At 45.5% G+C, this 14,302-nt stretch carries 14 protein-coding genes; 11 read left to right on the top strand and 3 right to left on the bottom strand.

What is annotated here, in order from left to right; all coding sequences use genetic code 11:
- The first annotated feature begins 18 nt into the window (after positions 1–18).
- Positions 19–858: a threonine/serine exporter family protein gene (locus EFA47_RS12160; protein ID WP_164689994.1), complete on the top strand. Its 840-nt coding sequence runs from the start codon at positions 19–21 to the stop codon at positions 856–858.
- A complete protein-coding gene (locus EFA47_RS12155) occupies positions 852–1,337 on the top strand; it encodes a threonine/serine exporter family protein (protein ID WP_122643524.1) in 486 nt (161 codons plus the stop codon). The genes EFA47_RS12160 and EFA47_RS12155 overlap by 7 nt, the downstream gene beginning before the upstream one ends.
- Here the strand turns inward: EFA47_RS12155 and EFA47_RS12150 are convergent.
- Positions 1,289–2,128: an AraC family transcriptional regulator gene (locus EFA47_RS12150; protein WP_122643523.1), complete on the bottom strand. Its 840-nt coding sequence runs from the start codon at positions 2,126–2,128 to the stop codon at positions 1,289–1,291. The genes EFA47_RS12155 and EFA47_RS12150 overlap by 49 nt on opposite strands.
- A gap of 122 nt (positions 2,129–2,250) precedes the next feature.
- Here EFA47_RS12150 and dapF point away from each other — a divergent pair, with 122 nt between their 5' ends.
- The gene (gene dapF / locus EFA47_RS12145) at positions 2,251–3,108 is read left to right on the top strand and encodes a diaminopimelate epimerase (RefSeq protein ID WP_122643522.1); all 858 of its coding nucleotides are present in this window, start codon (positions 2,251–2,253) and stop codon (positions 3,106–3,108) included.
- Positions 3,109–3,273: 165 nt separating this feature from the next.
- Here the strand turns inward: dapF and EFA47_RS12140 are convergent, their stop codons facing one another.
- Positions 3,274–4,095 carry a sugar phosphate isomerase/epimerase family protein gene (locus EFA47_RS12140; RefSeq protein WP_122643521.1) on the bottom strand — a complete coding sequence of 274 codons (822 nt, stop codon included), beginning with the start codon at positions 4,093–4,095 and terminating at the stop codon, positions 3,274–3,276.
- Positions 4,096–4,252: 157 nt separating this feature from the next.
- Between EFA47_RS12140 and EFA47_RS12135 the strand changes: the two genes are divergently transcribed.
- From EFA47_RS12135 to EFA47_RS12110, 6 genes are read left to right on the top strand one after another with little or no spacing between them, the layout of a single operon-like run.
- Positions 4,253–5,215, top strand: a complete 963-nt coding sequence (locus EFA47_RS12135; RefSeq protein ID WP_122643520.1) for a phosphotriesterase family protein — start codon at positions 4,253–4,255, stop codon at positions 5,213–5,215.
- Positions 5,216–5,224: 9 nt separating this feature from the next.
- A complete protein-coding gene (locus EFA47_RS12130; protein ID WP_122643519.1) occupies positions 5,225–6,271 on the top strand; it encodes an alcohol dehydrogenase catalytic domain-containing protein in 1,047 nt (348 codons plus the stop codon).
- Positions 6,272–6,331: 60 nt separating this feature from the next.
- The gene (locus EFA47_RS12125) at positions 6,332–7,438 is read left to right on the top strand and encodes a sugar ABC transporter substrate-binding protein (RefSeq protein WP_164689993.1); all 1,107 of its coding nucleotides are present in this window, start codon (positions 6,332–6,334) and stop codon (positions 7,436–7,438) included.
- A gap of 13 nt (positions 7,439–7,451) precedes the next feature.
- Complete coding sequence (locus tag EFA47_RS12120; protein ID WP_122643517.1) at positions 7,452–8,420, top strand: ABC transporter permease; 969 nt, start codon at positions 7,452–7,454, stop codon at positions 8,418–8,420.
- Positions 8,421–8,439: 19 nt separating this feature from the next.
- Positions 8,440–9,993: an ATP-binding cassette domain-containing protein gene (locus EFA47_RS12115; RefSeq protein WP_122643516.1), complete on the top strand. Its 1,554-nt coding sequence runs from the start codon at positions 8,440–8,442 to the stop codon at positions 9,991–9,993.
- Positions 9,990–10,925, top strand: coding sequence for an ABC transporter permease (locus EFA47_RS12110; RefSeq protein WP_122643515.1), 936 nt, complete (start codon positions 9,990–9,992; stop codon positions 10,923–10,925). The genes EFA47_RS12115 and EFA47_RS12110 overlap by 4 nt, the downstream gene beginning before the upstream one ends.
- A gap of 95 nt (positions 10,926–11,020) precedes the next feature.
- Here the strand turns inward: EFA47_RS12110 and EFA47_RS12105 are convergent, their stop codons facing one another.
- Positions 11,021–11,977, bottom strand: a complete 957-nt coding sequence (locus EFA47_RS12105; RefSeq protein WP_122643514.1) for an aldo/keto reductase — start codon at positions 11,975–11,977, stop codon at positions 11,021–11,023.
- A gap of 182 nt (positions 11,978–12,159) precedes the next feature.
- On the opposite strand from EFA47_RS12105, the gene EFA47_RS12100 reads away from it, so the two are divergent.
- Complete coding sequence (locus tag EFA47_RS12100; RefSeq protein WP_122643513.1) at positions 12,160–13,248, top strand: NAD(P)-dependent oxidoreductase; 1,089 nt, start codon at positions 12,160–12,162, stop codon at positions 13,246–13,248.
- Positions 13,249–13,306: 58 nt separating this feature from the next.
- The gene (locus tag EFA47_RS12095) at positions 13,307–14,062 is read left to right on the top strand and encodes a GntR family transcriptional regulator (protein ID WP_122643512.1); all 756 of its coding nucleotides are present in this window, start codon (positions 13,307–13,309) and stop codon (positions 14,060–14,062) included.
- The last annotated feature ends 240 nt before the right edge of the window (positions 14,063–14,302 follow it).

The raw sequence follows: 14,302 nt of genomic DNA, 5'->3' as shown, positions 1-14,302 counted from the left end.
ATATTTTGGGGGAGAGGTATGTCAGAAGGGATAAAGATTGGCGCTAAGAAACAAGAGCCGGGCGGGCGTGACAGCGAAGAGAGGAAAGCCGTACTTGAGCTGGCCCTGGATATGGGGCGTGTCCTTTTGAAAAATGGCGCGGAAATCTTTCGGGTGGAGGAAACGATCAGGCGGGTATGCAGCAGGTACCATATTGAAGATGTAGATCCCTTTGTCATGAGCAATGGAATTTTTATTACTGCATGCTATGGAAGTGAGGAAATTTATGCACGTGTAAAACATATTCCCCTTTCAGGCTTCCATCTGGGGATTGTAACAGAAGTAAATGACCTGTCCCGAGAAATAGCAGCCGGGAATATGGGACTTTGTGAAGCACGGGCACGGCTCAGTGAGATCGAAAAAATGCCTCCTAAAAGGGGGCGGTTCAGAGTTTTTGCCGCAGGTATTGGCAGCGGCTGTTTCTGCTATCTGCTGAAGGCCAACGTCTGGGAGAGTATGGTGGCTGTAATCATAGGATGTATGCTTTATACGTTCGTTATTTTTGCAGAAAATCACAGGCTGACAAAAATTATTATTAACATTGTAGGCGGCGGGTTTATAACAGTGATGGCTCTTTTGGCCATACAGATTCCCTGGACTGTCCCTGTCAGGATGGATAAAATTATTGTGGGTTCCATACTTCCCCTTGTCCCAGGGGTAGCTTTTGTCAATTCTATCAGAGACATTGCAAACAGCGATTTCATTTCCGGCATTGTGAGGATTGTAGATGCACTGCTTGTGTTCGTCTATATTGCTATTGGAGTAGGATTTGTGCTTGGCTGTTATAATAATCTGGCAGGAGGTGCAGGCCTATGGTGATGACCGCAGGAAGTATATTCGGCAATATATTTTGTTCTTTTCTGGGGACTATCGCATTTTCTGTTCTGTTTAATGTTCCCCGGCGGTTTTATCTGTGCTGCGGCCTGACTGGAACAGCAGGATGGCTTTGTTATTGTGCGGTTCTGGGAGTGGCCTCACCGTCCACAGCCTCCTTTTTAGGGACGGCAGTTGTGGTCCTGATATCCAGGATGCTGGCAGTGTGGAAGAAATGTCCTATTACTATTTTCCTTGTCTCCGGCATTTTCCCTCTTATTCCCGGCACAAGCATCTACTATACTGCATATAATCTGGTGCAGGGTGAGCTTTCAGAGGCAGCCAGCATGGGGATAGGGGCGCTCAAGGTGGCCTTTGCCATTGTGCTTGGGATAGTCTTTGTGGTATCGGTGCCTAAACAGTGGTTCAAGTTTTCCTACTGGCGCAGCAGACGGCGCGGCGTCTCAGAAAATTCAGACTTATAGGCCCGGGAGAAAGCAGAGTAGTCATGAAAACCAGAAGCAAAACATGCCTGTGTGGCAGGCATACCCTGTGATATCAGGTTTCTTGCAAGCAGCAGGCGGCGGTACGTTATATAATTTCCTATTGTATAGCCTGTCTCGGCCTTAAACAGGCGCATCATATAATATTTACTTATATAAAAGGTGCCTGACAGCCTGTCAATGCTTAAGTCCTCTGCCAAGTGGCTGTTGATGTACTGGATAATATTTATGATTTTTGAGTTATATAATTCAGTGTCCAAAAACTCTACGCGGTTTTTAATGGCGGCTCTGTTCAAGTGGATCATGAACTCCAGAAATAAAAGTTGGCGGTATAGGCTTTGCGCATACTCCTGGTCCTCAAAAGAACGTTCCAGGCGGTTCATAGTTTTAAAGAGAGAGCTTTTCTCGAAATTGTGGATACGCAGAACATTGGAACGTTCTTTTTTTGCCTTTTCAAAGCAATAGTGCAGGTCGTATTCGTCTGTCTTATAGGCATCCATAAAGCTGGGGGAAATATAGACAATTATTCTTTCATATGCATTACAGCTGTCAACTTGTACCCGGTGGATATCATTGCGGCTTACCAGAATAATGTCATAAGGCTTCAGGGCATAAGATTTCCCTTCTATAAAGTATTGCACTTTGCCCCTGATAAAAATTGTGATTTTGTGAAAGTCATGATAATGGAAGTCGAATTCTCTGGATATACTGTCTTTAAGGTGGAATATCCTAAAGTCGCTGTTCAGGTATCCACGTTTATTATATTGCTGCATAGACTCCCTCCTCTATATAGTTACATTTTATTATAGAGCATTATTTGCAATATAAAAAGCATTTTTATGGTATTATATCAAAAAAATGCCTGATATAATAATTACAGTAGGAGGTGCTGAGAGTGAAAATTATATTAGAACGTTATCATGGTTTAGGAAACGATTATCTGGTTTTTGATCCAAATAAGAATGAGTTAAAATTAAATAAAAGTAATGTAGAGATGCTCTGCAACAGAAATATGGGACTTGGCGCAGACGGAATACTGGAGGGCCCCTTTATCGGAGAAAAGCACATGTCCCTGAGAATCTGGAACCCGGACGGGAGTGTGGCAGAAAAAAGTGGGAATGGCGTGAGGATTTTTGCAAAATATCTAAAAGATGCGGGATATGTCCAGAAGAAGAATTACAAACTGACCACAGACGGGGGAGAAGTGGAGATAACTTATTTAAATGAAGATGGCAGCAGGCTGCGGGTGTCCATGGGAAGGCTGTCCTTCTGGAGTGATGAAGTGCCGGTGACAGGAGAGCGCAGGGAGGTTATCAACGAGGACATGGTGTTTGGGAGAACCCTGTATCCGGTGACATGTGTATCCGTAGGCAACCCCCATTGTGTCATACCTATGCGCGAAGTTTCCCGTCCCCTTGTGTGTAAAATAGGAAATTATTCAGAAGTAGCCAGATATTTTCCAGAGCGGATTAATACAGAAATTATGAAGGTGACAGATAATGAAAATATCTCCATCGAAACCTTTGAGAGAGGAGCCGGCTATACAATGGCAACAGGAACCGGGGCCTGTGCCGCTGCAGGGGTTGCCTATAAGCTGGGAATGACAGGAAATAAAGTGGTTGTTCATATGCCTGGGGGTGATCTGCAGGTCGAGATTGATCGCGACTGGAATGTGTTTATGACAGGGGAAGTGTTCTATGTGGCCCAGATTGTCCTTAGCAGTGAGTTTTCAGAAAGACTGCGGGCGTTATAATGTTTAGAAATTAATAATATGCACCTGATATGGTATTTGAGGCAGATTCTGGTCGGATTCTGTTCTGAAGATGACTATATCAGGTGCTTTTGTTTTGTTAGAAAAATTTTCTTGCGAAATTTGTCTTATTGCTTTCAAAACGAAAATATGTTAGTGTTGTTTTGGTTACTGAAAGGAAGCTTTTAATGTATGAAGATCTTTTTTGGCTAACATCAGGAAGTCCTGCCCAATATTCATGGGAGGGAGGTAATAGTAATTTTCTGAGATGATCCAACCTTGATAGCCGATACTTTTAATTGCATCTACAGATTGAGAATAACCTGCATCTCCAGAACCCAGGAGGACGCATCCGCGTTCAGAAGGGGTGAAGAGGGGGGATAAACTGTCTTTCATGTGAAAATGACTGATGAGTTCTGCCCCAAATGTGGTGATTTGTTCCTGGGGAATACCGGTTCTGAATCTCAGAGGGTTTAAAGTATCCATACATATCTTTACACGCCCGTTTAACTGGGTTAAAATTTCCTGGATTTGATGCAGCGGAAGTGCAGATTCCAGCGCTATTTCTATATTACATGTATCAGACAGCGTGCAGGCATACTGCAAATGCTGTAATATATGCTCCTTAGCTTCTTCTGAAGTTGGACTTGCAGTGATTACAATCGTATGGATGTTAAGTTTCTGGCAGGCGAGGAAACCAAAACGCAGACTTTGCCGTGCATATTCCCCTTTCAGTGTAGATGGGGCGTAGTTCATGGTGCCTTCTGAAAGTAAGGCTCCTAAATTCAAGGAATGAAGTTGTATATGATATTGCCTGGCGGCCTCTGCCAAGGCTTTTTGGACTTCAGGGTTGTTCAGGGGATAACTGAATCGCCTTCCCCCGGCCTCCCCGAGCTGTATTCCGTCAAATCCTGCCAAAGAGGCAAGACGGATGGCCAGAGAACCCTGGCAGGGAAGCGCCCATTCGCATATTCCAAATAATTGTTCCATTTTCTAATCCTCCATGAGTAAATTATAATACAATTACAATACAAAAGTCAATCTAAATATAATACAAAATAAATATGAAATGATTGACAAAAAAGATACAATATGATAATATATTGAAAAATAACTCGTGTAGAAAAATAAATTGGAGGTGTACAAAATGAAAAAAATTAATACTGTGCTTGGAGCTTTGGATACAGAGAATTTGGGAATGACATTAATGCACGAACATTTGGGGACAGTAGATGCAAATGTGTGGAAAGCTTTCCCGGACTGGCTGGACAGGGATCAGTTTATTGAGTATGCGGTAGGGCAGTATAAAAAAGCTAAGGAACGTGGGATCGATACAATTGTGGATGTGACACCCCTGGATCTGGGAAGAGATATTGGGATGATAAAGGAGGTTTCGGATAAGTCAGGAATACAAGTCGTAGCCTGTACTGGCATTTATGGCAACAGTTATGGCTGGCACCTGTATAAGGATCCAGACTACATAGCTTCTTTGTTTATACGGGAAGCAGAAAAAGGCATTGAGGGGACTGATATTAAGGCAGGCGTGATTAAGTGTGCAACTCATGGGGATCATATAAACCGGGATGATGAGAGGATGCTGAAAATTATTGCCAAGGTCCACAGGGAGACAGGACTGCCTATCATTACTCATTCCATAGGGCACTCCGGGTATGAGCAGCAAAATGTATTTGAGGCAGAAGGCGTGGACTTGAGTAAGGTGGTCATAGGGCACTTGGGAGATCTGGATGATGTGGATTATATAGAAAGGGTTGCAGAGAGGGGAAGTTATCTGGGGTTGGACAGGTTCAGCATTGACACCATTATGCCTCTTGCAGTCAGGGCGAAAGTCCTCAAAGAACTCTGCGACAGAGGATACAGGGATAAAATCATTGTAAGCCATGACTGTATGTGCTTTATGGACGGGCAGGACAGCCTGCATATTTTTGGGGGGACATGGGAGGATTTTTATAAGCAGGACCATGAGGATATGGAATACCAATATACGTATGTGTTTGACTATCTTTGGCCTGAATTAAAGAAACTGGGACTGAGCCAGGACGATTTTGACCAATTTTTAGTACGTACACCAAAGGCGTTTTTTGAAGGATAGGAGGCAGCTATGAGGGCGTTAGTATACGATAAGCCGGGCAGGGAAAACGGCAGTATACGGGAGATTCCCGTGCCGGAATGTAAAAGTGGGCAAGTACTGGTCAAAATTATGTCCTGCGGCATATGTAAGCCTGCGGAGAGGAGCCATGACCTGAATGGATCGGTTCTGGGCAGATATCCGGCGGTGCCTGGACATGAGATGGCCGGAATCATTGAGAAAACCGGGGATAAGGTAAGGTCCCTTAAGCCAGGGATGCCTGTCACAATCGACAATGGTGTTCCCTGTAAAACATGTAGTTACTGCAGAAAAGGTGAGTATGCCTTCTGTGAAAATTTTGGGTCCATGGGGCATAATCTGCAGGGGGGCATGGCAGAGTATGTTGTAGCAGATGAAGACAAGGTATATATCCTGCCCGAGGGAGTATCCTTTGATGAGGCTGCAGTATGTGAACTTGTAGGATGTGCACTGCGGGCTGTGGAGAGAAGCCGTGTAAGTATGGGGGATCATGTGCTGATCCTGGGCGCCGGGGCCAGCGGCAATATACTAACCCAGCTGTTTCTCGGCTCAGGGGCCTCATCAGTGGCAGTGACAGACCGGGTGGCCGGCAAGCTGAAAATACTGAAAGAAAAAGGGGCCGTCGTATATCAGGCAGAAGAAGGACAAGAGAGTAGGGTATTCGGCAAAATAGAAGAGGATTTTCCAGAAGGGTTTGATATTATTGTGGATGCATGTGGCAGTCCTGAATTTTCAAGAGATGCCCTTGGGTCTTTAAAAAGAGGGGGTACGTTTGTAGGATATTCTTTCCCCAATGGAGAGTTAAAGGAACTGCCTCTTCCAGTGGCACAGTTTATTGTCAATGAGTGGACGTATGCCGGGTCTACTTTTAACAGTGAATTTGAAACATGTTTAGAGCTTATCAGGAGCGGGAAAGTGGACTGCAAATGTCTGATTACAGGCCATTATCTGCTGGAACAATATTTTGAAGCGTTAGACATTAATCTTAGAGACAGTGAGTCCCTCAAAATTATTATACACCCTAATGGATATACTGGCTGAAGGAGGACATAGCTGCACAGTTGAGCCAGTCCGCGCAGAGGACTGTAAATGGAGGTACTTATGAAGAAGGCAGGTATATGTATAGTAATATGTATGATGTTGCTGGTACTGTCCGGATGTGATGCACTCATAGAGCTCCCGGATGAGCTGGAGGCAGAAAAAGGGCAGACTGCCAGCATAGAAGAAACGGTGTTTGAAGGGCCTACAGAGAAAGCAAAAGCACCTCAGGGGGTAAAGGCGGCGCTTGTCCCGGCCCAGGCATCCCTGTCAGGTTGTATTATCCCGTGTGAAGCAATTGAGGAGATTGGCGAAAGGTACAAATGGGATGTGCAGATGTTCGACGGTAAGGGGACGCCGGATGAGCAAAATGCAGCTATCATGAATGCTGTTGCATGGGATGCAGATATTATTATTACAATATCGCTGGATGCAAGAAGTGTGCAGCAGGGCATTCAGGCTGCAAATGCGGCAGGGATCCCAATTGTCAGTGGATCCAATGGGACGGATGACCCTAACCCCAGGCTGAACTTAGAGGACGAAGGTCTGGTGGATTTCTTATATGATGTAGGTCCTGATTATAAAATGCTGGGGGAGGATATGTCAGCATGGATGGAGGAAAACAAAGAAGGCACGGGGGAGGTTGTCGTCTATAGCTGTCCGGGGTCTTATTCTGTAGAGTATTTCGAGGAAGGACTGTTGGAGGGACTGAAATCAACGGGCCTTGAAGTCGATGATGAGCTGCAAATGTTTACTTTCGAGCAGATGGGGGATGAGCTGAACCGAATGGTAATCGGGTATGTGACGGCCAATCCGGGGACAGAATTTATTTTCCTGCCCTTTGATCCTGCCGCTGTCAGCGTAACGGAGGCCCTTGAGACAGCAGGGATACAGGATGTCAAGGTGTGCGGAGTCTTGGGGAACCCGGAGATGATATCTTTGATACGTCAGGGGACAGTTGCCGCGTGTACGGCTGCATATGATAATGTTTATCTTGGTTATGCAGTGGCGGACCAGGCTATCCGGGTTCTGAATGGACAAGAATTGTCAGAACCGCGGGGAGAAAATCTGCCCGGCCAGATTATTGATATTACGAACCTTCCTCAGGAAGGGGAAGCATGGACTCCCAATATGAATTATAAGGACGAATTTTATAAACTTTGGGAATAGATGAGGTGGGAATATGGGTAAGACAGGTATTCAAAATGGAAATCATGGGTTTATAGAAAAATACGGGATAGCCGGGATACTGTTAGTTATTATCCTGGTTTTCCATCTTCTGTCAGACTCCTTCCTTACAGTACAGAATTTCAGCAACATTCTTATGAACGAGGTGGTGACAGGGTGTCTGGCCCTGGGCGGTATTTTTATTTTAACAGTAGATGAATTTGACCTGTCGCTTGGATATATCCTTTGTTTTTGTATGGTATTAGGGGCTTTTCTTGCAAAATTGGGGTGTACCGGGGTGGCGGTGATTCCTGTGATGGTTCTGGCAGGCGCAGGGTGTGGCGCCATAAATGGACTGATTGTTACAAAATTTAAGGTCAGCTCCTTTATTGCCACAATGAGCGTGGGACTGACCCTGTCGGGCATTACGCAGGCGCTGTCCGGCGGGGGGATTCTAAATACAAATATTCCCAAAATACTGACTTCTTTCTCCAGGGGGAAAGTATTCTGGGTCGGATACAGCGTAATTCTGTTCTTTATACTCTGTGTGATTATCCGCTTCATGCTAAATGAGACAGAGTTTGGGAGGCATCTGTATGCGGTTGGGATATCCGGGCGGACAGCCGCCTATGCGGGGATCAAGGTAGGGCATGTACGTCTGGCGGCCTTTACTTGTGCAGGGTTATTTTGCGGTATTGCCGCAGCAGTTCTGTTGGGGCAGCTTGGAGCAGCAAGCTCTGCATACGGCACCTCACTCCTTTTGCCGGCTTACTCGGTTGTTTTTTTGAGTAAGGCGTCCTTTACCCCTGGCAGGATCAATGTGCCAGGACTGCTGGCGGGATTGCTCTTGTGTGCCCTGGGTGAGAATGGGATTGAGATTGCAGGCGCGCCCGTATGGGGAAGTTATGTTTTCCAGGGGGGTATCCTGATTGTGTCTATCTGGATTTCTATTGTTCTGACAAATAAGAGTCTGAGGACAAAGTAAAGGACGGGAGGTAAACAGGATGTCTGTAGGAATCAAGCATATTTCTGTATCTTTTGGCAATGTAACTGTACTTAAGGATGTGAGTCTGGATATAGAGGATGGAATCATATTAGGGGTGCTGGGGGCAAACGGGAGCGGTAAATCTACTTTGATTAAGGTACTGACAGGGATTTACCATCCTGATGAAGCAGAGGGCAGGGAAATACGGATTGGAGATAAAACGTGTCCGGACATCCCAGATTCCGGCAGGGCCTATGAAATGGGGGTGCGCGCCGTCCATCAGGAAAGTCCTCTGATAGAGGATTTTACAGTTGCCGAATGTATTGCCGCCTTTAAGGGGTATCCTGTTAAGGGCGGAAGGATCGACTGGAAAGCAATCCGGGAATATGCCCTGGGCCTGTTAAGCATATATGAGATTGACTTAAATGTAGAAGAGACAGTGCGCAATTTAAGTGCGGCCCAGAGGAATATGCTGGCCATTGCAATTGCAATTGGCATGGGGGAAGAAATTGGGAGTACAAGCCTGCTTATTTTGGATGAGTCGGAGGCTTCTATCCCTGAGAATGAGGCGGGGTTTTTCCTGGAACGTGTAAAAATGGTGGCAGAAAAAGGGATTCCGGTTATTATGATAAGCCATAGGCTGAAATCTGTCTTAAAATATTGCGACCAGGTTGCCATACTCAATGACGGGGAACTTGTCTTTCATGGAAAAACAGGAGATATTACAGAAGATGTAATTGTCAGCAAGATGCTGAGCCGGGATGGAAATAAGGGAACATATGAGGACACAGCTGGGAAGAATACTTTGGCCGGACTGTGGGATGTATTAAAGCGAAAGACTTGCTATACACCGGGGGAAGAAGTGCTGCGGGCTGAAAATTTGGGATATCATAAACTGAAGCAGTGTTCCTTTGAACTTTATGCAGGGGATATCCTGGGGATAGTAGGAGTTGCTGACAGTGGAATACAAGAAATTCCCTGGCTGTTAAGCGGGGCATACAACCGCCGCAGCGGGGAGATTTATGTGGAGAAAAGGCAGCTTCCCAGACGTATGAGCGTAAAGAAGGCTATACAGAGAGGCATTACACTTCTGCCTTGTGACCGGCCCAGGTCTGGCGGGATTATGGAGTGCTCTGCAAGAGAAAATATATTGCTTCCGGATGAAAAGAAATATTGGGGAAGGAAACAGCTGACAGAGAAGACTTTGGAAATGATGCAGGATATATTTGATATCAGGCCTGCAGGCAGTTTTGAAAAAAGTTTTGGGACTTTTTCAGGGGGGAACCAGCAGAAGGCCATTATGGCAAAGTGGATGAGCTTGAAACCAAAAGTATTTGTGCTGGATGACCCAACCTATGGAGTAGACCCAAATTCCAGGCAGAGGCTGTTTGAGCTAATAAAGGAGGCGGCGGGACAGGGGATGGGAATTATTATATTTTCCACTGAACCGGAGCAGTTAGCTGATCTGTGTACCCGGATCCTGGTTATCCGGGATGGCAGGGCTGCAGGGCAGATACAGAAGAAGGATGGCGTTTTAGAACGAGAAATGATTGCGAGGTGGAGCTATTTATGATACGGAAACCCGATCTTAGAAAAAACGGCCTGTTACTGCTGACATTACTGATGCTGGCAGTGTCTGCATTGTTGGTGCCCCAGTTTGCGAATCTTAGGAATATAAATGTAATCGGGATAGGCAGGGTACCGGTGGCTATGTTCGCAATGGCGTCTTTAATTCCATTGGCAGCAGGCGAATTTGATATATCACTTGGCTATATGCTGGGATTTCTCATGATGCTGGGCGGGAAGATGGCTTCTGTGGGGGGGACCGCACTGGGAGTGTTTGTAGTTATTATGGGGGCCAGCGTGCTCCTGGGGGTATTAAATGGCTTAATTACTGTTGTGTTTAAGATTCCTTCTACTATTTCCACCCTGGCTTCGGGGATGATTATGTACGGTGGGTCCCTGGGACTTAACAGTGGTAAATCATTTACTGGTGTAACCCCTGATCTGCTGCTGTGGATCAGCAAGATAAAAATTGTAAAGCTGAATATAGCTATTTGGCTCTGTATTCTCACGGGGGTGGCAGCCTGGCTGATCCTGGAACATTCACCTCTGGGAAGGTACATTTATGCAGCAGGCCACTCCAGGCGGGTCGTTTCCCTGGCGGGGATCCATACGGATGCGGTCAGGTTTGCCTCCTTTTTGATGGCCTCTGTGATCATGGGATTTTGTGCAGTAATTTTAATCAGCCAGTCTAGAAATGTATATCCAGATACAGGGCCAGGCTATTTGCTGCCAGGCCTGGCTGTTACATTTTTAAGCACCACGGCCCATACACCGGGCCGATATAATATACCAGGAGTAATCTGGTCAGCAGCCCTCCTGGGAATTGTCTTTAATGTGATCAGTATCCTGGGTGCACCCTTTTGGGCGGAAGCTGTCATAAATGGTGCGATATTGCTGGGGGTTGTCCTAGTTATGAATAATAGAAAAAATAAAAATTGAAAGAATTAATATATCCCCCGCTGATAGGAAAGGTACTATCAGCGGGGGATATTTGTATGTATAACCTTAACCTGTGCCCTTAACCGGATTCCTTTTTAAATCCCTGCGTCCACAATTGCCTGATTGATAACCTGCATCTCTTCCTCTGAGAGTGACCAGTCAAAAGCAGCGCAATTTTCCAAGGCCTCCTTTGGGTTCCGCACTCCGGTGAGGGAGGCGCCAATATATGGGTGGTGGGTAGTCCAGTTGACTGCTACCTGGGCAACGGGGACATTGTGTTCCCCGGCAATGGCATCCAGTGTTTTGAGAAGTTCCATAACCTTAGAAAATTTAGGTTCTTCGAAGAAGTCGTAGAAACCAAGGCGGGCGTCTCCTGCCTCAAATTTGGGAAGTTCACGGATGGCGCCGGTGAGTATGCCGGCTCCCAGTCCGCCATAACCCATTGTATAAACCCCCTTTTGAGCATATTTTTTCAGTATGTCTTCTTTCGAGCGGTTGACCATGGAATAAGGGAACTGCACTACATCAATAACTCCCAGGCTATAGAGGCTGGACAGGTCATTGTCCTCAAAGTTTGAAATTCCCGTATAAAGGATTTTTCCCTGCTGCTTTAGGGTGTTTAGGGCCTCTGCTGTCTCCTCGAAAGGTGTGTTGGCATCGGGCCAGTGAATAAGATAAATATCTATGTGGTCTGTCCCCAGCCGTGTAAGAGATTCTTCACATTGTTTGAGAATAGCCGCCTTGCTGCTGTCCCTGATGGGTTGTGAAGCGCCATACTTTGCTTCTTCCGGCCAGCGGATACCGCATTTAGTCAGCAGTGTGACTTTATCCCTGCAGGAGGCGATGGCCTTTCCAACCACCTCCTCAGAATGTCCCCGTCCATAACTTGGGGCCGTATCAATGAGGTTCACACCTTGTTCTACCATAGTCAAAATGGCTGCTATAGAATCCTTTTCATTTACATCACCCCAGCCAGTACCTCCTATGGCCCAGGTTCCCAGAGCAAGTTCAGAGAGTTTCAGGTCTGTGTTTCCAAATGGTTTGTAGCGCATAATCAGATCATCCTTTCTTTATTTGTTTTGTGTTTTCTCACAAATATTGTATACATATTGTATTATAAAAGTCAAGATAAACATGGAAAATAAATTACAAAAATAATACAATATTATTGACAAAGGTGTGGCTCACATATATAATGCGTGTATAAAGTAAAACAAATTAAGGAGGAAAAGGGATGCTGAAAGTATTATGTACTGCAGAATTTGATGATCTGTGGGAAGAAAAAATGAAAGAATACTGTGATATAAAAAGAGTAGGGTTCAGCCTTACAAAACAGCCAAAAGACAGGCTGAATGAGGAACAGCTTATTAAGGCCCTGGAGGGAGTAGAAGTATTTATTGTGGGATACGAGAAAGTGACAGAGAATGTACTGTACAATGCACCGGATGTGAAGCTTTTACTGAGCGTGAGGGATGGCCCTGAGGAAAATATTGATATTGAGGCATGTACAAAACTTGGGATTCCCGTATTGTTCAGTGCAGGAAGGTGCGGCCGCTCTGTACCGGAATTTACATTTCTTCTGATTATGGCTCTGGCAAAGCCGTTGATTAAAGTTGTAGAAGAAGTACGGGCGGGAAACTGGGTCAAAGAGAATGATTTAAAGTTCAGGAGGATAAATGAGAATTCCACAGAAGTATTTGACAAGACGCTGGGAATCATAGGCTTGGGCAGGAATGGGATCGGACTTGCCCAGAGGGCCCAGGCGTTTGGCATGAAAATTATAGGCTTTGACCCCTTTGTAGACAGAGAGGAAATGAAGGAAATGGATATAGAGGTGCTGGAGCTGAATGAAGTTATGGAACAGTCTGACTATGTTGTGCTCCTGGCACGTGTGACAGAGGAGAATAAAGGCATGATCGGGAAAAACGAGATTGCCCTGATGAAACCCTCTGCGTGCCTTGTGAATACAGGAAGGGCCGCGCTGCTGGATATGAACGCTCTGTTTTGTGCCCTGAAGGAGGACAGGATCAGAGGAGCGGCCCTGGATGTGCTGGATGAAGAGCCGCCGTCAAAAGACCATCCCATATATGGAATTGACCCGGATAAGCTGATTATAACTCCCCATACGGCAGGCGTCAGCGTGGAGAGGATTACTTTTCAATCCAGGGTTTTAGATGGGCACCTGAGAAATTATCTGAAGGGAATCCTGCCCCAGTCTTTCTGCAACCGGGAAGTACTAAAGCTGCCGCAGTTTGAGGGACGCGGTAAAAAGCTGTTTGGCGTCACGGAAAAGAGCATTGACAATAGTGATACAATTTTATAGTATGATACCAGGCACGCAAAGGATTTAAATGGGCAAATGGCAGGAAGGATGGTAGAATATGCACGAGGAGATAGGAAACAGAGATGATATGGAGAATGGGAAAGAGGCAATACCCCTTTATCATCAAATTGTTTCTGATATTAAGGATCAAATTAATAAAAATGAGATGAAAAACGGGGATAAACTTCCCACAGAAAAATGGCTCAGCGAGCATTACGGCGTTAGCCGGGTGACTGTCCGGAAGGCATTGGAGGACTTGATAGAGCAGGGGTATCTGGAAAAAAGGCCCAACAGAGGCTGTTTTGTACTCCAGCCTAAGTTTGAGAAAGACCTGTCCAGAATGCGCAGTATGCATCAGGAACTGCTTGCTTCAGGGATCACTCCCACATCGAAAATTATTTCCTACCAGGAAGTGCAGGCAGATTCATGGTTATGCCGGCATTTAGACTGCAGGGAAGATGAGACTGTACTTGTGATAAAAAGAATCCGGTATGCGGATGAAAGGCCCTTTGCAGAGCAGACTATCTATCTGCCGAAATCGCTGTTCTTAGACTTTAACCCATGGCTTTTGCGGGATCATTCCCTCCATGATATTATGCAGGAACAGCATGGGGTGGAAATACGGTATTCCACACAGAGCGTGACGGCTACAGTACCTGCAAAGGAGCGGATGAAGGAGTTGGAGCTTATAAATGAAAAGCCTATTCTCCATATCCGCAGTACAGTCTATACAAAGGATGACAAAATATGTGAGTATTCTGATACATATTTTGTAACAGACGTTGTGAGATATTCATTCACCTGGTATAAATAAGACCCAGGCAAAGGATGCCGTTGTTTTTTCCTTAATTGCAGTAGGACTGCTGTAAATATAGGTCTGCGGCTTACTCAAAATTGGATAAAAGGATACCCCATAGCCAAAAGTGGCGGCTGTGAGGGTATCTTTTTTTGCTTTTTTATAATATTGGTTCCTGGAGTCCTATATGGATCTAAGAGTCAAAGATCCCGATGCAAGCTATGAGGCATCAAACTAGCAGGGATGCAAGCATGGGGG

Origin of the sequence: Luxibacter massiliensis, assembly GCF_900604355.1 — a bacterium.
Taxonomy (GTDB): domain Bacteria; phylum Bacillota; class Clostridia; order Lachnospirales; family Lachnospiraceae; genus Luxibacter; species Luxibacter massiliensis.
Note: the sequence above shows the minus strand (reverse complement) of the source record. Positions and strands in the feature narration are given on the sequence as shown.

Bases quoted from the DNA above. Each gene is read 5' to 3' on its own strand.
- EFA47_RS12160 (WP_164689994.1), top strand. From the start codon at position 19: ATGTCAGAAGGGATAAAGATTGGCGCTAAGAAACAAGAGCCGGGCGGG.
- EFA47_RS12155 (WP_122643524.1), top strand. From the start codon at position 852: ATGGTGATGACCGCAGGAAGTATATTCGGCAATATATTTTGTTCTTTT.
- EFA47_RS12150 (WP_122643523.1), bottom strand. From the start codon at position 2,128: ATGCAGCAATATAATAAACGTGGATACCTGAACAGCGACTTTAGGATA.
- EFA47_RS12140 (WP_122643521.1), bottom strand. From the start codon at position 4,095: ATGGAACAATTATTTGGAATATGCGAATGGGCGCTTCCCTGCCAGGGT.
- EFA47_RS12135 (WP_122643520.1), top strand. From the start codon at position 4,253: ATGAAAAAAATTAATACTGTGCTTGGAGCTTTGGATACAGAGAATTTG.
- EFA47_RS12130 (WP_122643519.1), top strand. From the start codon at position 5,225: ATGAGGGCGTTAGTATACGATAAGCCGGGCAGGGAAAACGGCAGTATA.
- EFA47_RS12125 (WP_164689993.1), top strand. From the start codon at position 6,332: ATGAAGAAGGCAGGTATATGTATAGTAATATGTATGATGTTGCTGGTA.
- EFA47_RS12120 (WP_122643517.1), top strand. From the start codon at position 7,452: ATGGGTAAGACAGGTATTCAAAATGGAAATCATGGGTTTATAGAAAAA.
- EFA47_RS12115 (WP_122643516.1), top strand. From the start codon at position 8,440: ATGTCTGTAGGAATCAAGCATATTTCTGTATCTTTTGGCAATGTAACT.
- EFA47_RS12110 (WP_122643515.1), top strand. From the start codon at position 9,990: ATGATACGGAAACCCGATCTTAGAAAAAACGGCCTGTTACTGCTGACA.
- EFA47_RS12105 (WP_122643514.1), bottom strand. From the start codon at position 11,977: ATGCGCTACAAACCATTTGGAAACACAGACCTGAAACTCTCTGAACTT.
- EFA47_RS12100 (WP_122643513.1), top strand. From the start codon at position 12,160: ATGCTGAAAGTATTATGTACTGCAGAATTTGATGATCTGTGGGAAGAA.
- EFA47_RS12095 (WP_122643512.1), top strand. From the start codon at position 13,307: ATGCACGAGGAGATAGGAAACAGAGATGATATGGAGAATGGGAAAGAG.